Origin of the sequence: Pinirhizobacter sp. (assembly GCF_036499745.1) — a bacterium.
Classification (GTDB): domain Bacteria; phylum Pseudomonadota; class Gammaproteobacteria; order Xanthomonadales; family Rhodanobacteraceae; genus Pinirhizobacter.
The window spans coordinates 44191-67736 of record NZ_DASYDG010000056.1; the positions used below are offsets into that span (position 1 = coordinate 44191).

Sequence of the window (23546 nt, forward strand, 5' to 3'; positions counted from 1 at the left end):
CGCCGTCGCGGCAACGTTACCGGCATCGCAACCTACTCCTTACGGCCATGCCGTTTGACGACTGAACTGCATATGGAAGCCCGCGTGCGCGCCCTCGACACTAGGCTGCATGCCGCACGCGCGAGAGGGGATGACCAAGGTGCCAACCACAACCACCGCGCCAGCGACCGAATTGACGTCGCCCCTGTTCGACGTACTGCCTCCCGCCGCCCTGGGTGCAGCGCCCTCGCATCTTGAACTCACCCTCGACCCGGTCGTGGTCACCGCCATCGACGACGCATCGGCCCGACCCGGGTGGTCCGCCACGACGCAGCTCCGTCGCGCCCTGGCGGCGGTGGATGCCGCGCTCACCGGTGCCGACGGCCTGTCCTCGGGCGAAGCCGGCGACGACGCATCGGGAGCCTGGTCGGTAGCTGATGGCCAGTCCACCCGTGATGCATCAAGCATATGGACACTTCACGGTGATCAGCTGCGTGTGGACTACCGCGCTCCCTTCGGCGACGAGGCCGCACTGATCATGGCACGGGCCACCGTGCACGCCTTGCGCGAACTCAGCGCCAGCGATGTTGCGCCGGAGGCGTTGGACATCGTCGATCCGGCCGAGCGCGCCCTGATGCTGGGCCAGTGGAACCGGACCACCGTGGCCCGCCAGGTTACCGATACCGTCCACGGCCTGTTCTCACGGATAGCACGCGAACACGCAGCGTCCATCGCCATCGAGGAAAGCGACCGCGCCATCACCTACGCCGAGCTTGACGACCAGGCCAACCGCGTGGCGGGCGCGCTCATCGCCCGCGGTGTGGGCGTGGGGCAGTGTGTGGCGCTGCTGATGGATCGCTCCGCCGATGCCATCGTGGCATTGCTGGGCGTACTCAAGGCCGGTGCCGCCTACCTGCCACTCGACCCCCTGCAGCCCGCCGGCCGCCTTGCCTTCGTCGCCAACGATGCCAAAGCGGCGTTGATCGTGCGTGCCGAGGGCAGTGAGCCGCTGGCGGGGGCCGACGCGCCAGTGGTTTCGCTGGCGGGCCTGTTCGAAGGCGAACTGCTGCCGACACCCGTGGTGTTCGGCAACGCGCTGGCTTATGTGATGTACACCTCAGGCTCCACCGGAACGCCCAAGGGCGTGGAAATTCCCCATCGCGGGATCATCCGCCTGGTACGCGGCGTGGATTACGTCGACTTCGGCATGGCGCCGCGCATGTTGCACGCCGCGCCCCTCGGCTTCGATGCCTCGACCCTGGAGATCTGGGGCGCACTGCTGAACGCAGGCACAGTGATCGTGCACCCGGAGAAGATTCCTACCGGCGCGGGCCTGGCCGCCACCATTCGCCATCACGATGCCAGGATCGCCTGGCTGACGGCAGCCCTCTTCAACGCAGTGGTCGATGAAGACCCCACGCACCTGCGCGGACTGGGGCAACTCCTGACCGGTGGCGAAGCGCTGTCGCCGAACCATATCCGCAAGGCCTACGCCGCGCTCGACGAGATCGTGCTGATCAATGGCTACGGCCCCACCGAGTGCACCACCTTCGCCACCACCTGGCGCATCCCGCGTGATCTTGCCGATACCGTTGCCTCCATTCCCATCGGCCGGCCGATCGCCGACACCACGCTCTACGTGCTTGGCGCGCGTGGCCAGATGCTGCCGGTGGGTGCGATCGGTGAACTGTATATCGGCGGTGCAGGCGTTGCCCGCGGTTATCTGGCCAGGCCCGAGCTCACCGCCGAGCGTTTCGTTCCCGATACGCAGGGCCCGGGCAGCGGCCGCTTGTACCGGACTGGCGACCTGGTGCGCTGGCTCGCCGATGGCAGCATCGAATTCATCGGCCGCGCCGACGGCCAGGTGAAGATCCGTGGCTATCGCATCGAAGTAGGCGAAATCGAAGCTGCGTTGCTGCGCCTGGATGGCGTTCGCGCCTGCGCCGTGGTGCCGATGGATGATCGCGGCCAGAAGCGCCTGGTGGCCTACTATGTGGCATCGAAACCGTCCGCGGATGCGCGCAGCCTGCGCGCTTCGCTGGCCGAAACCCTCCCCGACTTCATGCTGCCCTCGGCCTGGATGCGGCTGGATGCCTTGCCGATCACGGCCAACGGCAAGCTCGACCGCCGCGCCCTGCCCGCACCCGATGCCGGCCGGCCGGAACTTGCCGACGACTACATGCCCGCCAATGGCCAGACGGAAGCCAGGCTTTGCGCGATCTTCGCGGAAATCCTGGGCATCGAAAGCGTTGGCCGCAACGACCACTTCTTCGACCTAGGTGGTAATTCCCTGCTGGCGGTAAAGACTCTGGCGCGGGTCCACGCAGAGCTTTCCACCCGGCCGAGCATCGTCGACTTCTTCGGTGAGCCCACGCCAGCCGCCCTTGGAGCGTTGATCGATGGCGTGGTGGCGCAAGCAATCCCACCGGTAACCAGTGCCGGTGCAGCGCTTGCCGAGCCCATCGCCATCATCGCCATGGCCGGCCGTTTCCCCGGCGCGCGCAATGTCGAGGCCTTCTGGGAGAATCTCTGCGAAGGCCGCGAGTCGATCACCTTTTTCGGCCCCGGTGAGCTGGATCCGGCCATCAGCGATGCCGACATCAACGAGCCGAGCTACGTGGCCGCGCGCGGCATCATTGACGGTGTGGAAGACTTCGACGCCGGCTTCTTCGGCATGTCGCCGCGCGAAGCCGAACTCACCGACCCGCAGCAGCGTGTTTTCCTCGAGCTGTGCTGGGAATGCCTGGAGCGCGCCGGCCACGTGCCCGACAACGCCGGCGGCACGGTCGGCGTATTCGCCGGCATGCACAATGCCACTTATTTCCAGAAACACCTCGCCCATCGCCCGGACCTCATCGACAAGCTCGGCGCGTTCCAGGTGATGCTGGCCAACGAGAAGGATTACATCGCCACGCGCGTGGCGCACAAGCTCAACCTCAATGGCCCGGCGGTGAGCCTGAACACCGCCTGCTCTACCTCGCTGGTGGCGATCTGCCAGGCGTTTGATGCGTTACGCCTGGGCCATTGCGATATGGCGCTGGCCGGCGGCTCATCGATCGCCTGCCCTCCGCGCAGCGGCTACGTGGCGCAGGAAGGCTCCATGCTTTCGCCCGACGGCCATACGCGAAGTTTCGACATCGGTGCCCAGGGCACGGTGTTCAGTGATGGATCGGCCGTGGTGCTGCTCAAGCGACTGGCCGACGCCCTGCGTGACGGCGATCCGATCATCGCGGTGATGCGCGGTGGCGCGGTAAACAACGATGGCGGCATCAAGGCAAGTTTCACCGCACCAAGTGCCGCCGGCCAGGCCGCGGTCATTACGCGGGCGCTGGACGTCGCAGGCGTCGATGCGCGCTCGATCTCCTACGTCGAGACACATGGCACGGCCACGCCGCTTGGCGACCCGATAGAAATCGAAGGCTTGTCGCGCGCTTACCGCCGGTACACGAAAGACGCCGCTTTCTGCGCCATCGGATCGCTCAAATCCAACGTCGGCCACCTGGTGATGGCTGCCGGTGCTGCCGGGGTCATCAAGACGGCACTGTCGCTAGCCACGCGCCAGCTCCCGCCGTCATTGCATTTTACCGCGAACAATCCGCGGCTGGGCCTTGAGGGCTCACCTTTCGTCGTCAACGGTGCGCTGCGCGAATGGACCTGCGATGGCGTGCTCCGCGCAGGTGTCAGTTCCTTCGGCGTAGGCGGTACCAACGCCCATGCCATCCTGGAGGAAGCGCCGGCCCGCGAGGCCTCTACACAGGCTGAAGGCCCGCAGTTGCTGGTGCTTTCAGCACGAAGCGAGGCTGCGCTACAGGCCGCCGTGCTGAACCTTGGTGACCATCTGGCGATGGATCCTGCGATAAATCTCGCCGATGCCGCGCATACCCTGGCCGTTGGACGCAAAGTGTTCGCCCACCGTACCCACGTGGTGGCGGCCGACGCCACGGAAGCCGTCGAGCGGCTTGCCGCGGCGACGTTCCGCAAAGCGGCGGCCCAGGAACCAGGCATCGTTCTCATGTTCCCGGGTCAGGGCTCGCAGTACGCGGGCATGGGCCGGGCCCTGCATGCCACCGATGCCGCCTTCCGCGACGCCCTCGATGCCTGTGCACAGGCGCTGCAGGAAGAACTGGGCTTCGACCTGCGCGAACGCATGTTCGCCGATGATGTCGATGCGCTGCGGGAAACGGGCCTGACCCAGCCGGCAACCTTCGCCATCGAATATGCCCTGGGCCGCGCCTGGATGGCGCGCGGCATCAAGCCTGTGGCCATGCTCGGCCATAGCGTCGGGGAATTCACCGCCGCGGTCCTGGCAGGGGTGATGAGCCTGGAGGACGGCGCACGCCTGGTAGCCCGCCGGGGCCGCATGATGCAAGCGCTACCCGCCGGCAACATGCTGTCGGTGAAGATGGCCGCGGCCGATCTCGAACGGATGCTGTCGCCGGCTCTGTCGCTGGCAGCGGAAAATGCCCCCACCGCTTGCGTGGTGTCGGGACCTGCCGATGCCATCGCCCAACTGCAATCGCGGCTTGAGGCCGACGGCGTGGCTTGCCGCGCCCTGCATACCTCCCACGCTTTCCACTCATCGATGATGGATCCGGCGCTCGGTCCCTTCGCCGCCGAAGTGGCGGCGATCCGCCTTGCGACGCCATCGATCCGCATGGTTTCCACCCTGACCGGCGACACCCTCACCGACGCGGAGGCAATCTCGGCCGACTACTGGACGCGCCACCTGCGCGGCACGGTGCGCTTCTCAAGCGCCGTGGCAAGCCTGCTGGAGGAACCGGGCCTCGTCTTCGTCGATGCAGGTCCCCGCGGCACCCTGGGTTCACTCACGCGCATGCAGAAAGCTGCCCGGGGCCGTGTTGTCGTAGCCAGCCTTGGCGACACACCCGCCGGCGAACAGGCAGCGTGGCTGGATGCTGCCGGCTCGCTATGGGCCGCCGGCGTGTTCCTGGACATCGCCAGCCTTGATACGCGCGCGTGCAAACAGCGCATCCGTCTTCCCACCTATCCCTTCGAACGCAAGCGCCACTGGGTGGATGCCATCCCTGCGCTTCGCACTTCCCTTGAGGCTGCGTCCATCCCGGCCGCCATTCTCGTTCCCGCCCCGATTGCCCTCCCGGAGCCCGTCATGTCTGTCCAGAATTCGCAGCCGAACACCTCGCCCGGTCGCGCCAGCCGCCTTATCGGCCAGCTCACCGCCCTGTTCGAGGACGTCTCCGGCGCCGACATGGACGACGTGGATCCGACATCAAGCTTCATGGAACTGGGTCTGGACTCACTGTCCCTGACGCAGGTGGCATTGCAACTGCAGAAAACCTTTGCGCTGAAGATCACCTTCCGCGAACTGATGGAGTCGTGCCCGACCTTCGACAGCCTGGCCAGGCACATCGACCGCCTGCTGCCACCGGAAGCCGCGCCCGCCGTCGCAGCGGCAGCCGCCGCGCCCACCGCCAGCGTCACTGGGCCAGCCGCCGCGATGGCGATGTCCGCGGCATCGATGCCAGCCGCAGCCAGCGGCAACCTGGTGCAGGACGTGATTGCCCAACAGATGGCCATCATGCAGCAGCAATTGGCCCTGCTCGCCGGTGCACCGATGGCGGCCCCGGCGGTCGTAGCCGCGGCGCCGGTGGCCACCGCGCCCGTACAAGCCGCTGCGGCACCCGCCGCGAGTGCCGCTTCGGCTGCGATGTTGAATACCCCCGCCCCGGCCGCCAACGACGGCCAGGACGAAGAGGCCGCGCTCGCCCACACAAGCTACGACGTCAAGAAGGCCTTCGGCGCCATCGCCCGGATCCACTCAGGCCACACCGAACTCACCGCGCGCCAGCGCGCGCGCCTGGAAGCCTTCACCCGCCGCTACATCGAACGCACCAAGGCATCCAAGGCGTACACCCAGGAACATCGCGATCACCTGGCCGACCCGCGCGTGGTCAACGGCTTCCGTCCCTTGTTGAAGGAGATCATCTACCAGGTGGTGGTGGGTAAATCCAAAGGCTCACGGGTATGGGACCTGGACGGCAACGAATATGTCGATGCCCTCAATGGCTTCGGCATGAACCTGTTCGGCTGGCAGCCGGACTTCGTGGTCGACGCGGTGCGCAAGCAGCTGGACGAAGGCTACGAGATCGGTCCGCAGCACCCGCTGGCTGGTGTCGTGGCCAAGCAGGTGTGCGAACTCACCGGTTTCGACCGCGCGGCACTATGCAATACCGGTTCCGAAGCGGTCATGGGCACCGTCCGCATCGCCCGTACTGTCACCGGCCGCGACACCCTGGTGATCTTCACCGGTTCCTACCACGGCATCTTCGACGAAGTGATCGTGCGCGGCACCAAGAAGCTTCGCTCGGTACCGGCCGCGCCGGGCATCCTGAAGAACACTTCGGAAAACGTGCTGGTGCTCGACTACGGCACACCCGAGTCATTGGCGATCATCCGCGAACGGGCCTCCTCCATCGCCGCGGTATTGGTAGAGCCGGTGCAAAGCCGCCGTCCCGATTTCCAGCCGCGTGAATTCCTGCAGGAACTGCGCGCCATCACCGCCGATGCCGGCGCGCTGTTGATCTTCGACGAAGTGGTGACGGGCTTCCGCTCGCACCCGCGTGGTGCTCAATCCGTGTTGGGTATCGATGCCGACCTTGCATCCTACGGCAAGGTTGTCGGTGGCGGCTTCCCGATCGGCGTGATTGCCGGCAAGCGCAAGTTCATGGACGCACTGGACGGCGGTGGCTGGCAGTTTGGCGATGCCTCGATTCCGACGGTCGGCGTGACCTACTTCGCCGGCACCTTCGTCCGCCACCCGCTGGCCCTGGCTGCCGCCCACGCGGTACTCACCCACCTGGCCGAAGAAGGTGGCGAGCTGCAAAAGGGCCTGAACGGCCGCACCACGGCGATGATCGACGAACTCAACGCCTTCTGCACCGCGGTTGGCGCGCCGATCAAGCTCACCCATTTCGCCTCGGTGTGGAAGGTGAACTTCATGGAGGAGCACCCGCTGCAGGATCTGCTCTTCGCCATGATGCGCAGCCGTGGCATCCACGTGCTGGACAACTTCCCGTGCTTTTTCACCACGGCGCATTCGGCCAGCGACTTCGCCACCATCGCCACGGCCTTCCGCGAATCGGTGCTGGAACTGCAGGAGGCTGAATTCCTGCCGCGGCGCATCGACGTGCGTTCGCTCGATGCTGACAACCCGCCCGTCGCCGGTGCCCGCCTGGGCAAGGATGAGAAGGGCAATCCCGCTTGGTTCGTGCCTAACCCCGAGGCACCGGGCAAGTACATGAGGGTGAGTGCATGAGTGCGCAGGACATCATCGCCACCACGGCGGTCGAGTACGACCCGTTCGCCCAGGCAGCGCTTTCGAAGGTTGCCCCCACCACTGCGCCACAGCGTGAGATCTGGCTGGCCGCCTCGCTGGAACCTGAGGCATCGCTGGCCTACAACGAGGCGATATCATTGCGCCTGCGCGGCGCGCTGAACGTCGCCGCACTGCAGGCTGCCCTGCAACGCCTGGTCGATCGCCACGAGTCGTTCCGCGCCACCATCAGCGCCGACGGCCAGGAGATGCTCATCGTCGATGCGCTTGGCCTGGCGTGTCCGCTCGATGATTTTTCGAATCTGGACGAAGCCGCCCGGGAAGCGGAGGTCACGGCCGTACTGGCCCGCGTGGTCACCGTCCCCTTCGACCTCGAACATGGGCCTCTGCTGCGCGCGCAGTTGCTGCGGCTGGCTACCGAGGAGCATGTGCTGGTGCTTACCGCCCATCACGTGATCTGCGATGGGTGGTCGTTCGGCGTGGTGGTGAACGACCTGGCCGCGTTGTACGCCGAAGCCACCGGCCAGGCGCCGTCGCCCGGCGATGCCGAGGCCTTCAGCGATTTTGCCCGCGCCCAGGCATCGGGCGGCGATCCGGCCGATGAACGTTATTGGGTGGAGCGGTTCGCCAGCGGGGCGCCTTCGCTGGACCTCCCCACCGACCGCGCGCGGCCGCGCCAGCGCGGTTTTTCCTCGCTGCGGGAAGACCACGCCATCGACCGCGAACTTGTATCGGCCATCCGTGCGCTCGGTGCGAAGCGCGGTGCCAGCCTCTATGCCACGCTGCTCGCCAGTTTCGGCATCCTGCTGCAGCGGCTGGCCGGACAGGACGACGTAGTGATCGGCATCCCAACTGCCGGACAGGCGGCGGGTGGCCACCATGCGCTGGTGGGTCACTGTGTGAACGTGCTGCCACTGAGCTGCTCGCCTGATCCGGCCACGCCGTTCGAGGGTGTCCTGGCGCAGGTACGCGGCGACCTGCTCGATGCCTTCGAACACCAGCAATACACCCTGGGTAGCCTGCTCGCCCACCTGGCCCTGCCGCGCGATCCTTCGCGCCTGCCGCTGGTGAGCGTGCTGTTCAACCTGGACCAGGCACTGGATGAGTCCACGGTGACCTTCCCGGGCCTGTCGTTCGAATTTGCCGGCGTTCCCCGCGCGTTCGAGAATTTCGAGCTGTTCATCAACGCCGTGCAGGTTGACGGCGGCCTGCGCCTGGAATGCCAGTACAACAGCCAGCTGTTTCGCGGGGAAACCATCCGTGGCTGGCTGGATGCGTACGAGACCTTGCTGCGAAGCGCCGTGGCCGATGCCACTACGCCTGCCGGCGCACTGGACCTGCTTTCCGCCGCCGCACGCGAATCGATTGCCGCCCTGCAACCTCCGGCCACGCCGTTCCCGCGCCAGCGCCTTGCCCACGAGCACTTCGAGCTTTCCGTCGACCAGTCACCTGATCGCGTTGCCGTGCGCCATGGCAAGACGATGCTTCGCTACGGTGAACTGGAAGCCCGCTCCAACCGAATCGCGCGCGCGCTGCGCCAGCGCGGCGTGGGCCGCGGCGACCTGGTAGGTATCTGCCTTGGCCGCGGGCCGGACATGCTTGCCGCCCTCCTTGGCGTGATGAAATCCGGAGCCGGCTACGTGCCGATGGATCCGCTGTTCCCCGCCGAGCGGCTGGGTTTCATGGCCGAGGATGCAAAACTTGCCGCACTGATTGCCGACGACACGCCCCCCGCGGGCATCGCCCTGGAGGAGGCCCGGGTGTTGTCCCTCGCCCGCGACGCTGCCCTCCTGGAAGCACTCGATGGCACGCGCCTGCCACGCGACCAGTCTGCCGCGACACCGGATTCGATCGCGTATGTGATCTTCACCTCCGGCTCCACCGGCAGGCCCAAGGGCGTGCGCGTACCACACCGGCCCACGTCGAATTTCCTGGCCTCGATGCAGGAACTCACCGGCATTGGGGCGGATGACCGCCTGGTGGCGGTGACCACGCTTTCCTTCGACATTGCTTTCCTGGAGCTGATGCTTCCGCTGTGCGTCGGCGCCACGGTGGTGCTGGCCGGTGCCGAGGACGTGCGTGATGGCGCAGCGTTGCGCGCACTGGTGGAAGATACCCAGGCCACCCTGATGCAGGCCACGCCGGCGGGCTGGCGCGTGCTGATCGAAGCCGGATGGCACGGCAGCCTCGACTTCCGTGCCATCACCGGCGGTGAGCCGCTTGCACTGGACCTGGCCGAAGCGCTGCTTTCGCGTTGCGGGCAGGTGTTCAACGCCTACGGCCCCACCGAGACCACCGTGTGGTCGACCTGGTGGAAGGTTGCCGCGCCCCGCGAAGGCATCTGGATTGGCACCCCAATCGCCAACACCCAGGTGCACGTGCTCGATGCGCATGGCGTGCCGTGTCCCCTGGGCGTGCCAGGTGAGATCGTGATCGGCGGCGCCGGTGTCACCCTGGGATACCTCGATCGCCCCGAACTCACCGCCGATCGGTTTATTCCCGATTCCTCCAGTGTCGATTCCGGCGCCACGATGTACCGCACGGGCGACCGTGGCCGGTGGCTGGCCAACGGGCAACTCGAACACCTCGGCCGCCTGGATTTCCAGGTGAAGGTACGCGGTTATCGCATTGAGCCTGGCGAGATCGAGAACGTGCTGGCCGATGCGCCGGCCGTGGCGCGTGCGGTGGTGATCGCCCGCGAAGACCGCCCGGGCGACGTGCGGCTGGTAGCGTACGTGGTTACCCGCGACGGCGCCGCCTTCGATGAAGAAGCGCTGGTGGCGCGGATGAAATCCCGCCTTCCCGACTACATGGTGCCGCAGCACATCATCGACATGCCGTCGATCCCCCTGCTGCCCAACGGCAAGATCGACCGCAAGGCCCTGCCGGCACCCACCGTACGCTCAGTGGCCGCCGATACCGAGCGGCTGGCGCCTCGCAACGAGGACGAACGCCGCGTGGCGGCGGCGATGGAGGCGATCCTTGCCCTTCCCTCGCTGGATGTGCGCGACAATTTCTTTGCGTTGGGCGGCCATTCCCTGCTGGCCGCACAGCTGACGGCTCGCCTCAATCGCGAATTCAGCGTGGCGCTGTCGTTCCGTACGCTGTTCGATGCACCGACCATCGCCGAACTGGCGCTGGCCGTGGCCAAACAGCGCGACGGTGGCCAGGCCCTGGCGGCCGAGCCGCTGGTAGCCCAACTCCAGCAAGATCGCGCGCCGCTATCGCTGATGCAGCAGCGCCTGTACGCACTGGAGGAACTGCAGCCGGGGCGGGTGACCTACAACGCGCCCTCCGCCCACCGTCTGCGCGGAAAGCTGGACGAAGCAGCCTTCGAACGCGCCTTTGCCGCGCTCATCGCACGCCAGTCGTCGATGCGCACGTCTTTCCACCGCATCGACGATACCGTCGAGCAGGTGGTGGCAAGGACGGTGCAGATAAAACTGTTCCCCGCCGAGGATCTCTCCGGGCTACCCGACGACGAGCGCGAAGAGGTGCTGATGCAGCGCCTGCAGAAATTCACCGACACCCCCTTCGACCTGCGCCAGGGCCCGCTGTTCAGCGCCAGCATGTTCCGCCTGGCCAATGATGAACACGTGTTCTTCTTCATGCCGCACCACATTATCTGGGACGGCTGGTCGTTCGACATCATGTACAACGAGCTTTCCCACCTGTACCGCTCGTTCGCCGAAGGTACCGAGCCGGTACTGCCGGCGCTCACCATCAGCTACGGCGACTTCGCCCAGTGGCATGCGCGCTGGCTGGAAGGTCCGCAGTTCAAGTTGCAGCTTGCCTACTGGAAAGATCGCCTTGCAAATATGCAGGGCATCACTGCGCTGCCTACCGACTACCCGCGCCGCCCAGGCATGTCGGGCCTGGGCCGTACCGAGTGGATCCGCATCACGCGCCAGACCACCGACGCCATGCACGAAGTGGCACGCAAGGCCGATGCCACGCTGAACATGACGCTGCTGGCGCTGTACTACGTGCTGCTGTCGGGCATGACGGGCCAGCGGGAACTGGTGATCGGCACGCCGGTGCGCGGCCGCAACCACACTGAAGTTGAATCGGTGATGGGTTATTTCAACAACCTGCTTCCCCTGCACGTGAACGTGGATGAGGACCTCTCTTTCGTGGAGTTCGTTCGCCATGTACGTGAAGTGGCGATCGATAGTTTCGGCTACCCCGACGTCCCACTGGAATACCTGCAGCGGGAACTGAAAGTGGGCAACGGCCAGGCCGCCGTGCTCTACCAGGCACTGTTCTCCTTCCAGGACGCCCGTGGACGCAACATCGACTGGGGCGGCCTGGCCCACGAGCAGATCCTCCTGTTCCAAAGCGGAGCCACCGAGGATCTCGGGCTTTGGTTCCTGGAAGGCGCCGGCGGCATGGTAGGCGGCGTCACGTACAACGCGGACATCCTGCAGGGGGACACCGCGCGCATGTTGCGCGACCGCTACCTTGAGCTGATGTCGCGGGTCGACCACGACCCGACGCAAACGCTGTCCCAGCTCAATGGTGCCGATGCGGCCGTGCAAGCCATTGCGTCCAATGACAGCACGCAGGACACCGCGGCGACCTTCGCCGCCATGTTCCAGGCGCGCGTGGACCGGACGCCCGATGCCACCGCGCTCACTTCCCAAAGCTGGTCGATCGGCTACGCCGAACTCGATGGCCGCGCCAACCGCATCGCCCATTGCCTGCGCAAGCGGGCCGGCACCGCGCGTACGGTGGTGGGCCTGGCGGTAGAACCGGGGATCAACCGCGTCGCTGCGTTGATCGCCTGCCTGAAGACCGGCATCACCTGCGTGCTGCTGGACCCGGCCGATGGCCTGGCCGCCCTGGCTGACCGCATCGCTGACAGTGGTGTCACGGTACTGGTGGGTGACAGTACGCTCCAGGCGCCCCTGCAGTGGTCGCGCGAGCGCGCGCTGTGGTTCGACGTGGACAACCTTGAACTGGTGGCCGCCAGCGCCGACGCGCCTGCCGCGGCACCTGCGGCCGATGACATCGCGATCGCGGGCTATCCTCATGGACACGATGCCTATCCAGAGGCGGTGGGCATCAGTCAGCGGGCGCTGGGCCAGATGCTGGGCGACCTTGCCGCCACCTTCGCCATGCCACCGGCCAGCCGGGCCCTGGTCACGGCCCGGCCCTCTTCGCCGAAGGCCATCGCCCAGCACCTGCTGCCGTTGGCCAGTGGCGCGGAGCTGATCCTCACCACGGACAACGAAGACCTTCGTCAATTGGTCGTCAGCCGGCGTCCGGATTACCTCTTCGCCCCGGCCCAGGCCTGGGCCGCGCTTCAGGCGGGAGGCTGGAAAGGCCAGGGCGATCTCAACGCGGTGTGCACCGGCGGCAGCCTGGCGCCGGAAATCGCGCGCCAGATAGGCGAGCGCTGCCAGGCCTTGTGGACGCTCTTCGGTATCACCGCCATCGCGCCTGTGGCTGCCGCGGGCAAGGTGGAGAACCCGGTCGATGGTGCTCACGCTGGCCTTCCACTGGCCCATGCCAACATCCAGGTACTCGGTCCGGACGATCTGCCACGCCCCACCGGAGCACTGGGTGAGGTCGCCATCGGTGGCACCTTGCGCAGCACGCCATTTGGCCAGCGCGGCAGCGCGCATCCGGCGCCGCCTGGGCTGGTACGTACCGGCTTCCGCGGTCGGCGCCTGCCTGGCGGTCAGCTTCAGGTAACCGGGCCGATGCAGGAACAGGCGTGGCGGGCACCGATCAACACAGCGGCGCCGGGCGCGCCAATGAACCCGGCCGAAGAAAAGCTGGCGGCAATCTGGAAGTCCCTGCTATCGCTCGATAGCGTGCGTACGGGCGACAACTTCTTCGATGTTGGCGGCCACTCGCTTCTCGCGGTGGACATGGCCACGCGCGTGCAGCAGGAAACCGGTGTCCGGCTGAACCTGCTGGACATCGCCAATGGCACGTTGGGGACGCTTGCCGCGGAGATCGCGGCGGCGCCGCCACCGACGGCGAAGCCCGCGAAATCGTCGCGCGGCGGGCTGCTTGGCCTGCTTGGCCTTCGCTGACATGACAACGCGCGTCGGGGGGACGCCCATATGACAACGCTTGCCTGGCTCGCCTGCTGGGGCAGCCTCTTCCTGCTGGCGCATATTTTCGTCGGCTATCCGCTACTGGTATGGATGCAGGCCCGTGTGCATCCACAACCTGTTCGCAAGCAGCCGGTCACACCCACGGTATCGGTGGTGATCGCCGTGCATGACGGCAACCGCTATATCCGCGGCAAGCTGCGGAACCTCGCGGCCCTGGACTATCCGGCGCACCTGGTGGAGATCATCGTGGCCTGCGATGGCTGCACGGATGTCACCCCGGCTCTGGTGCGGCATTGCCGCGATCCCCGCGTAAGGCTGCTGAAATTCGACGTGCGCCGCGGCAAGGCCGCCTGCCTGAACGATGCCGTGGCCGCGGCCACCGGCGACGTGCTGCTGCTTACCGATGTGCGCCAGAAACTCTCCCCCATGGCGCTTCGCGAACTGGTCGCCAACCTCGCCGACGGCCGTGTCGGTGCCGTGGGCGGCGAGCTGCATCTTGAAAACGTGCGCACAGGCTTTGCCAAGGGCGTCGACGCCTACTGGCGCTACGAGAAACTGATCCGCCAGTCGGAAAGCCAATCCGGCTCCACGATCGGCGTCAGCGGGGCAATCTACGCCATGCGGCGCGATCTTTGGGAAGGCCTGCCCCAGGGCACGGTGCTCGACGACGTGCTGGTGCCGATGCAAGTGGCGGCCCACGGTTATCGCGTGGTGTTCGAACCAAAGGCGTTGGCGTGGGACCAACCGTCGCAAGAGCCGATCGCTGAGAGCCGTCGCAAGATCCGCACCCTCGCCGGGAACTACCAACTGGCGCAATTGGCGCCATGGCTATTATCACCGTGGCGCAACCCGTTGTGGTTCCGTTTCGTCAGCCACAAGCTGCTTCGCCTGGCTGCGCCCTGGCTGGTGCTGCTTTTGACCGTGGCCACGGCGGCGCTCTTCACGCGCAGCCCCTTGTACGCACTGATGTTCTCAGGACTGGTGGCCGCGGCGTTGATGGTGGCCGCGGGCAAGCTGCTTCCGCCATTTGGCCGATGGCTGCCCGTGCGATTGGCGCTGGCGTTTTATTACCTCAATCTATTCGCGGCGCAGGCACTTTTTGCCTTCGCCCGGAAACGGGGATTGCATCTATGGTAAGCCAGATGGAAGGCGACGGCCGGGCAGCCGGCATCCGCGGCAGGATCGGTGAGATGTGTTACTCAAGCGGCCTGCTTCCGCCGCTGCAACGCGTGCGCGCCATGCTGCAGAAAGAACTGCGCATCCTGGCCTATCACCGGATCATGCCGCTTCCCGATCCGGACACCTACGAATTCGACCTGGAACTCATCAGCGCCACGCCTGAGCGGTTCCACGAACAGATGTCGCGCATCAAACGCCACTTCCGGCCGATGCGCCTGACCGATGTGGTGGCGGCGATGGATGCCGGTCATTCGCTGCCACCCCATGCGGTTGCCATCACCTTCGACGACGGTTACGACGACAACTACCGCTACGCCTATCCCATCCTGAAAGACCTCGGCATACCGGCGACGTTCTTCGTCTCTACCGGCCATATCGATACCGGCGCGCCGTTCGGGTACGACTGGCTGATGCACATGATCCTGCTCACCGACGCCTCGCGGCTTGACTTGCCGGAGCTTGGGATCGACGTGCCCATGCCCGCCGGGCGCGCCCAGCGCCGTGAGCTGGGCGGGGATGTGCTTTTGCAGATGAAGAATATCGATGCCTTCGCGCAGGAAGCGCTGATCGCGCGGCTCGGATGTGAGTGGAACCTGCCCTGCGACCACACACCCGACGACTGCCGGCCGATGACCTGGGACCAGCTGCGGCAGATGGCGGCGGCCGGACTTGAGATCGGATCGCACGGCGTTCACCACCGCATGCTGGCCAAAATGACTCCCGATGCCATGGTGCGCGAGATCCGCGAATCGAAGGCCACGCTCGACCGGGAGATCGGCGCCGACACCATGGTGATGTCCTACCCCGTAGGAGGCGATCGCGCCTTCGATCGCATGGTGATGGACGCCACCCGGGAAGCTGGTTTCGACGCGGCATGTTGCTATATCTGCGGCAGCAATCCGAATCCCGCATCCAATCGTTACGCCCTGCGCCGCCTGCCGGTGGAGCGCAACATGGGCCCGGGCTGGTTCGCAGCGATGCTGGCATTGCCGAGCCTGATGAGCTATCCCACGCAACACCGGGAGATCGAACGCGAGGCCGAGCCCGCATGTTCGTCCTGATCCTCCTTTACGTGGTTCTTACCGTCATTCGTCCCCAGGACTACATGACGGGGCTCCAGGGCGTGCCGCTGCTGCCGGCGGTGCTCATGCTGGCCTTCGGCGCCTGGGCCATCGGCAAGAAGAATTTCGCCGCCCCGCAATTCTTCATCCTGCCCGCCTTCATGGTGGTGCTGATGATCTCCCAGGTTACCAATGGCTGGAGCGGGGGCGCGATCGACGAACTGGCCAAGTTCGGACCGACAGTGATCGCGTTCTACATCCTGGCCACCGCGTGCACTTCGCCGCGCCGTCTCACCATCACCATGGCAACCCTCGTGATCTGTTCGATGGTGCTGGCCATGCATGGGGTGGGCCAGGTGAAAACCGGCATGGGCTGGACCGGCATTCCCATCGGCGAAGACGGCCGCATCCAGTACGTGGGCATCTTCAACGACCCGAACGACCTGGGCCTGTTGTTCGCCGCCACCGTACCGCTGGCTGCCTACCTGGCGATGCGCTCGAGGTTCATAGGCAAGCTGTTCTGGCTTTCCGGGCTAGTGCTCATCCTCTATGGCGTGTACCTGACCAATTCCCGTGGCGCGATGCTGGCGGTGCTGGTGGTGGGCGGATGCTATGTCTGGTACCGGCGCGGCGTCGTCACGGCCGGTGTGCTCGGCGTCGTGGGGCTGGCCTGCCTGAAGCTGGTGTCCTCGCGCATGGGCGAGCTCGATGCGGAAGAGGAATCCGCTTCCGGCCGCGTGGACGCCTGGTACTCGGGGCTGCATATGTTCATGTCGCATCCGACTTTCGGCGTGGGCGCGGGCAACTTTACCGAGTACAACGACCTCACCGCGCACAATTCCTTCGTACTGGTGCTGGCCGAGACCGGCTTTGTCGGCTTCGTGCTGTGGCTGGCCTTCGTCGGCTACACGTTCTGGATGCTCTCCAACATCCTGCGCCACAAGTTCGACGCTGGCGGCGATGCGACGCTCGCACGCCGGTGGCACGATGAGCGCGTGGCCGCCCTGGCCATGCTGTTGGCGCTACTGGGCCTGTTCACCTGCGCCTTCTTCCTTAGCCGCAGCTACATGATCGTGCTGTATTTCTTCGCAGCCATGGCCACCGGGGCCTACCTGGGCGCCCGCGAGCGCTTCCCGGAGCTTCCGGAACTGAAGTTCTCTCGCGGGGGCTGGCGCTGGGTGCCAATCTCGATGGGCAGTATCGCCGCCCTTTTTGTCCTTGTTGCCGTGTTGTTGCGAACCACATGAACGCCTTCTACGAACATGCCTTCCAGCGCGTGCTGTATCCGGCCTACGAGGCCGGCCTTCGCGGCCGCCGCACGCTCGAACACCTGGCAGACTACCGGCACGACCAGTGGCTCTCCGCCGATGAACTGGCCGGATTGCAGCTCGATCGCCTGCGCCGCCTGCTTGAGCATTGCGAACGCGATGTTCCTTACTATCGCGAGCAGTGGCGCAAGCTCGGGTTCTCGCCGCGGGGCATGCACAACCTGGATGCCTTCGCCCAGCTACCGGTGCTGCGCAAGGACGACATCCGCGCCCATTTCCTCGAACTGCAGGCTGAGTCGATGCGCGGGGAGTTGTTGTTCAAGGCCACCGGTGGATCCACGGGCGACCCGTTGCGCTTTGGTTATACCCGCGAAAGCAATGACCGCCGCGCCGCGGTGATGTGGCGCGGCTACGCCTGGGCAGGCGCGCGCATGGGTCGCCGCACGCTCTACCTGTGGGGCGGCGCGGTGGGCGATCCCACCCGATCCAAGCAGTGGAAAGATCGCCTCTACAACGCCGCCTTCGCGCGCAAGATCCTCGACAGCTTCCATATGACCGAGGCGAACCTCCACGAATACGCCGAGGCGATCGATCGCTACCGGCCGCAGGTGATCGTCGGCTATGTGGGCCCCCTGGTACGCCTTGCCCGGTGGATCATCGACAACAAGCGCACCGTCTGGCGCCCTTCCGCGGTGATCGGCGGCGCCGAGGCCCTGCATGGATTCCAGCGGGAAGTGATCGAGGAGGCCTTCGGTTGCCCGGCCTATAACACTTACGGCTGCCGGGAATTCATGCTGGTGGCCAGCGAATGCGAGGAGCGCGAAGGCCTGCATGTCAACGCCGACCACCTCGTGCTGGAACTGCGATCGGGCGAGCGGGCCACCCGGCTGGGCTGCTCCGGCGAGGTGGTGCTGACTGATCTGTTCAACTACGGGTTCCCCTTCATCCGCTACGCCAACGGCGACATGGCCACCATGAGTACACGTGTGTGTGCCTGTGGCCGTTGCCTGCCGATGCTCGATAGCGTCGACGGCCGCGTGCTCGACGCGATCATCACCGCCAACGGACATCGCCTGCCTGGCGAATTCTTCCCGCACATGCTCAAGGATGTGCCCGGGCTGCTGCGTTTCCAGCTGGTGCAGCGTGAACTTGAACGCCTGGACCTTTCCATCGTGCGCGGCGAGGGTTTCGAAGATGCCTCGGTGGCTTACATCCGCCGCGAAGTGGCCAAGGTGCTGGGCGACAGCGTGACGGTGGATTGCCACTTCGTCCCGGATATCCCGCTTACCGCCAGCGGCAAGCACCGGGTGACCATTTGCGAGCTGGATTCAACGTCATGAACATCACGCACTTCGTCGAGAACCTCAACCGCGGCGGCCTGGAACGAATGGTGCTGGAGCTGGTCAAGCTGCAGCAGGCGCAAGGCCATGCCTGCCAGGTGGTGTGCCTGTACGAGGAGGGGACACTGGCCGACGAACTCATTCGCCATGACATCCCGGTGTATGCCTGCGGCAAGCGCAACGGCCTGGACGTACGTGCACTCATGCGTGCCCGGCATCATGTGCGCGAGCACGACACCGATATCCTGCATACGCACAACGCCGTTGCCCACTACCAGGCCGTGCTGGCCACGTGGGGCCTTCGCATGGGCATGGTGATCAACACACGCCACGGCATGGGCGGAAATCGTCACGCCACCCGCCGCGAATGGCTTTACCGCCGGGCACTGGCGCGTACCAACGCCGTGGTGGCCGTTTGCGAGGCCGCGCGCAACGACGCGGTGGCCCGGGGCATCGTCCCGCCGAGGAAATCCCGCGTGGTCACCAACGGCATCCGTATCGATGCCTTCGCCCCGGCGTCGGATTCCATGCACGAACGGCTGACGCGGATGCTCAACGTGCCGCAGCGCACGCAACTGGTGGGCACCGTCGGTCGCCTGAACTGGGCCAAGGACCAGGTTAACCTGATCCGCGCCTTCGCCCGCGTGCACCGCCGCAAGCCCGATACGGCGCTGGTACTGATCGGCGATGGCGAACTACGCGAAGACCTTCGCATGCAGGCCTTCGATGAGGGCGTGGCCGGCAGCGTGCACTTCCTGGGCGACCGTGATGATGTACACGAACTGCTGCAGGGGTTGGACCTTTTCGTGCTGTCCTCGTCCAGCGAGGGCTATTCCATGGCGTTGCTCGAAGCCAGCGCCACGGGCCTGCCGATCCTTGCCACTGACGTCGGCGGCAACCGCGAGATCGTGCACGACGGCCAGACCGGCCGCCTGGTGCCGGCAGGCAATGCACCCAGGCTCGGTGACGCCATGCTCGCCATGCTGCGCGAACCGCGCCAGGCACGGGGACTGGGCGAGGCCGCGCGCACCTGGGTGCAGGCGAATGGGTCGCTCGAAGCCATGGCCGTGCGCTATACCCGCCTCTACAACGGCGGTACCGGCCTCACGGCATGAAGATCCTGGCATTGACCAACCTCTTTCCCACACCCTGGGATCCGCTGCGCGGCGCTTTCAACCGCCAGCAGTTCGAACGCCTCGGCCGACGGCACGAAGTGGACGTGATCACCGCGGTCGACTTCCGCCAGCGCATGGGCAAACGCCAGGCCTTCGCCGGCGTACCGGGTGTGCGCGCGGACTACTTCACTTTTTTCTACCCACCTCGCATCGGCCGCACGCTGCATGCGTTCTGCTGGTGGGCAAGCCTGGAGTTGCAAAAAGGCCGGGCCATCAGGCAGGCGCGGTACGACGCTGTACTCGCCAGCTGGGGCTATCCCGACGCCGTGGCCGCGGGTGTCCTGGCCCGCCACCTGGGTATTCCCTACGCGGTGAAACTCCACGGCAGCGATCTCAACGTGCAGGCCAACCACGCCATGCGGCGCCGGCAGATCTGTTCGGCGCTCCGCGGCGCCGGCGCCGTGATCACGGTCAGCGGCGCGCTTGCAGCGCGGGCCCGCGAGCTCGGCGCCGATGCATCCACCACCCACGTGCTCTACAACGGTGTGGATAGCGAACTGTTCGGACCCGGCCAGCGAGATGCGGCGCGGGCGCATCTGGGGCTTCCCCCCGATGTGCCGCTGGTGCTGTTCGTGGGGAACCTCAAGGACACCAAGGGTTGCAACGATCTGCTGGAAGCCTTCCCGGCCGTGCTTTCCCAGCGGCCCGACGCGTTACTTATGTATGTTGGCGAGGGCCGCGAGCAGGCCGTGATGGCGGCGCGCGCGCAGGCGTTGGGCTGCCAGGAAAACGTGCGCTTCGCCGGCGCCGTGGCGCATGCCGACCTCCCCCACTGGTTCCGTGCCGCCAGCGTGCTGTGCCTGCCAAGCCACAACGAAGGCGTGCCCAACGTGGTGCTCGAAGCCATGGCCTGCGGCACACCGGTAGTTGCCACCAACGTCGGCGGCATCCCCGAGGTATTGCCGGAGCTTGCCGGCATGCTGGTGGAACCACGCATGCAACCGGCGCTATCGGGCGCCCTGCTCGAGGCCCTGGGGCGCGACTGGGACACCGCCGCCATCGCCGCGCATGCATCGCATTTCCGCTGGGACGACAACATCGACCGGCTCGAATCCATCCTGGCCACGTTGCCACCCATCCACGCCGTTTCCGCAGGGGCCTCGGCATGACATTGAAACCGCGCAAGCAGGATTTCCTCGACCTGCTGCCTTCGAGCGTCGTGGTCACGCACCAGCGTCGACACGGTAACGCCCGCTACCTCACCTTCGACGACGGTCCCAATCCGCAGCACACGCCCCGCCTGCTCGACCTCCTGGCGAAGCACGGCATCAAGGCAAGTTTCTTCGTGGTCGGCCAGAAGGTCGAACGACATCGAGCCATCGTTGCGCGCATCGCCGCCGAAGGACACATGCTGGGTAACCACTCTTATTCGCACTGGTCATTCAAGCCGATGACCCAGGCCGGCAGGCTGAAGGAAATCCGCCAGACCGATGAACTTCTGCAACCCCATACCGGCCGCCCCACCCACCGCATGCGACCGCCCGCCGGTCATATGGCCCCCGCCCTGCTATGGCACTTCGCCCTGAACCGCCGCAATCTGGTGCACTGGTCGTATGACAGCATGGACTACCAGCGACCCGACCACGACGAACTCGTGGCGCGGCTGCTCGACACACCGCCTGGCCCAGGCGACATTGTCCTGATGCACGACGACAGCGGCGCCGCGGCGAACGCCCTGGCCGATGTGATACCCACATGGCTCGAACGCGGTTACACCTTCGCACCGCTGCCGGTGGACGCATGAACATCCTGTACCACCACCGCACCCGCGGGCGCCACGTCGAGGGCGTGCATATCCGCGGTATCGTGCACGCCCTTCGCGACCTCGGACACCAGGTGAGCGTGCTGTCGTTCCCAGGCGCCGACCCCGAGCATGAGGCACCGGCACACGAGCCAGGCAAGCAGGGACGGCTGGCGGCGTTCGTCGCGAACCTTCCTGGCGTTCTGTTCGAACTGCTCGAGCTTGGTTACAACCTCGTCACCGTACCGCGCATGGCGCGTGCCATCGCCGCGAACGCACCGGCGCTGATCTACGAGCGCTATTCGCTGTTCCTGTGCGCCACGGTCTGGATGGCACGGCGCCGGAACATCCCGTTGGTGCTGGAAATCAACGACTCGGCGCTGGTCCACCGCGTGCGGCCGCTGAAACTGAAATCGCTGGCGCGCCGCATCGAAGGCTGGTGCCTGCGAAACGCCACGGGCCTGGTGTTCATCTCAAGCTACTTCCGCGACCAGGCGATCAAGGCACATGGCGATATCGCACCTTCGGTGATCTCGCCCAACGCCGCGGACCTGGCCCGTTTCGATCCCGCTCGCTTCGATCGACAGGCACTGCGCCATGCACGGGGCCTGGACCAGCGTATCGTCTGCGGCCATATCGGCGTCTTCGCCCACTGGCATGGCGTGGACGGCTTCGTCGAGGCGATCGCCGCGCGCCTGGCGGAAGTACCGGACCTGGCACTGGTATTCGTGGGCGATGGCAAAACACTTCCTGCCGTGCGCGCGCTCGTTGCCGGCCGCGGCCTTGCCGACCGCGTGCTGCTGCCCGGCCGCGTTCCCCATGACGAGATCGCCAGTTGGATCGCCTGCATGGACTACGCCGTACTGCCCGATTCCAATCTTTACGGATCACCGATGAAGCTCTTCGAATTCATGGGCATGGGCGTAGCCGTGGTGGCTCCGGATTACGCACCGGTAGCGGAAGTCATCGGCGACGGCGCCACCGGCTGGCTGTTCCCGCGGGGAGAGACCGCCGCCTGCGTCGAGCGCGTACTGGAACTGGCGGCCCGCGAAGACGAACGGCGCCGTGTCGGCGAGGCGGCGCGCAGCTACATCCAGCGCGAGCGGCAATGGCGTAACAACGCCGAGCAACTGTTGAGCCTCGTCAACGGGCGGACGCCAGCATGATCGCCATGATGATCCCGGCGTTAGCGGCCGCTGTAGCCCTGATGGCCTTGCTCGCCGTGGCATGGGCGATCCGGGCGCGCAACATGCAGATATGGCTGGGCTCGTATATCCGGCGCCGCAAGCCTGCCCGCGGCAGTGGCCCCACCCACGTGATGTTTGCCTTCGTCGACCACTTCGAGCCGAACTGGGGGCGCGTGGACATGATCACCCAGCGCGCCCGCGTCGACCGCTGGTGCACCGATTACCGCGCCATGGCATCAAAGCACCGGGACGCCGACGGACGCCATCCTCAACACAGCTTCTTTTATCCGGAAGAAGAATACGTCGAGGAACACCTTGAGAAAATCGCGGGGTTGTGCGCCGACGGTTTCGGCGAGCTTGAAATCCACCTGCACCACGACAACGACACGCCTGAGAATTTCCGGGCCACCATCGACCGCTTCAACCAGCTCCTGCACGAACGCCATGGCGCGCTGCCGCGCGATCCGGTCACCGGCAAGCTGCGCTTCGCCTTCATCCACGGCAACTGGTGCCTCGACAACTCGCGCGCTGACGGCCGCTGGTGCGGCATCAACAACGAACTGGTGCTGTTGCGGGAACTGGGCTGCTATGCCGACTTCACCCTTCCCTCCGCGCCCAGTGAAACGCAGACGCGCACCATCAACACCATCTACTACGCTACCGACGATCCGCTCAAGCCGAAATCGCATGACACCGGTGTGCCGGTGCGCGTGGGCGGCAAGCCATCGGGCGACCTGATGATCATCCAGGGGCCGCTGGGCCTGAACTGGCGCCAGAGGCGCTTTGGCCTCATTCCCCGCATTGAGAATTCCGACGTGCGCCGCGCCTGCCCACCGGCGCCTTCACGCGTGGATGCGTGGGTGGATACCGGCATCCACGTGCAGGGAAAACCCGATTGGGTGTTCGTGAAGGTACACACCCATGGCACCCAGGAACGGGACATGGATACCTTGCTCGGCGACCCCGTGCACGCCATGCACGCGCACCTGGAATCGAAGTACAACGATGGCAAACGTTACATCCTGCATTACGTGACGGCGCGCGAGATGTACAACATCGTCAAGGCCGCCGAAGCGGGCAAGGAGGGCAATCCCCACCAGTGGCGCGATTTCGAACTGCCCGCGCCACGCCACATGCCAATCCACCACCATGCGTAGCGTGCTTATCTGCCATGCCGGCGACACCTTCGACCGCGAGGGCCTGGCGGCGTGGCTGGCATCCTTCAGCACCCTGGCC

11 protein-coding genes are annotated in these 23546 nt (G+C 65.9%); all 11 read left to right on the forward strand.

What is annotated here, in order from left to right; all coding sequences use genetic code 11:
- Positions 1-139: 139 nt before the first annotated feature.
- The 11 genes from VGM61_RS18205 to VGM61_RS18255 are packed head-to-tail and all read left to right on the forward strand — an operon-like array spanning position 140 to position 23467.
- Entirely contained in the window at positions 140-7273 is a 7134-nt protein-coding gene (locus VGM61_RS18205) for an amino acid adenylation domain-containing protein (RefSeq protein ID WP_331524328.1), read from the forward strand.
- Positions 7270-13335, forward strand: a complete 6066-nt coding sequence (locus VGM61_RS18210) for an amino acid adenylation domain-containing protein (RefSeq protein ID WP_331524329.1) — start codon at positions 7270-7272, stop codon at positions 13333-13335. Before VGM61_RS18205 ends, VGM61_RS18210 begins: the two co-directional genes overlap by 4 nt.
- 30 nt (positions 13336-13365) lie before the next feature.
- Positions 13366-14496: a glycosyltransferase family 2 protein gene (locus tag VGM61_RS18215; protein WP_331524330.1), complete on the forward strand. Its 1131-nt coding sequence runs from the start codon at positions 13366-13368 to the stop codon at positions 14494-14496.
- A complete protein-coding gene (locus VGM61_RS18220) occupies positions 14490-15599 on the forward strand; it encodes a polysaccharide deacetylase family protein (protein WP_331524331.1) in 1110 nt (369 codons plus the stop codon). Before VGM61_RS18215 ends, VGM61_RS18220 begins: the two co-directional genes overlap by 7 nt.
- Entirely contained in the window at positions 15587-16846 is a 1260-nt protein-coding gene (locus VGM61_RS18225) for an O-antigen ligase family protein (protein ID WP_331524332.1), read from the forward strand. The genes VGM61_RS18220 and VGM61_RS18225 overlap by 13 nt, the downstream gene beginning before the upstream one ends.
- The gene (locus VGM61_RS18230) at positions 16843-18207 is read left to right on the forward strand and encodes a phenylacetate--CoA ligase family protein (protein WP_331524333.1); all 1365 of its coding nucleotides are present in this window, start codon (positions 16843-16845) and stop codon (positions 18205-18207) included. The genes VGM61_RS18225 and VGM61_RS18230 overlap by 4 nt, the downstream gene beginning before the upstream one ends.
- Complete coding sequence (locus VGM61_RS18235) at positions 18204-19322, forward strand: glycosyltransferase (RefSeq protein WP_331524334.1); 1119 nt, start codon at positions 18204-18206, stop codon at positions 19320-19322. The genes VGM61_RS18230 and VGM61_RS18235 overlap by 4 nt, the downstream gene beginning before the upstream one ends.
- The gene (locus VGM61_RS18240) at positions 19319-20491 is read left to right on the forward strand and encodes a glycosyltransferase family 4 protein (protein ID WP_331524335.1); all 1173 of its coding nucleotides are present in this window, start codon (positions 19319-19321) and stop codon (positions 20489-20491) included. The genes VGM61_RS18235 and VGM61_RS18240 overlap by 4 nt, the downstream gene beginning before the upstream one ends.
- On the forward strand, positions 20488-21126 hold the full coding sequence (locus VGM61_RS18245) for a polysaccharide deacetylase family protein (RefSeq protein ID WP_331524336.1): 639 nt from the start codon (positions 20488-20490) through the stop codon (positions 21124-21126). The genes VGM61_RS18240 and VGM61_RS18245 overlap by 4 nt, the downstream gene beginning before the upstream one ends.
- Entirely contained in the window at positions 21123-22289 is a 1167-nt protein-coding gene (locus VGM61_RS18250; RefSeq protein ID WP_331524337.1) for a glycosyltransferase family 4 protein, read from the forward strand. The genes VGM61_RS18245 and VGM61_RS18250 overlap by 4 nt, the downstream gene beginning before the upstream one ends.
- On the forward strand, positions 22286-23467 hold the full coding sequence (locus tag VGM61_RS18255; protein ID WP_331524338.1) for a hypothetical protein: 1182 nt from the start codon (positions 22286-22288) through the stop codon (positions 23465-23467). The genes VGM61_RS18250 and VGM61_RS18255 overlap by 4 nt, the downstream gene beginning before the upstream one ends.
- Positions 23468-23546: the final 79 nt, after the last annotated feature.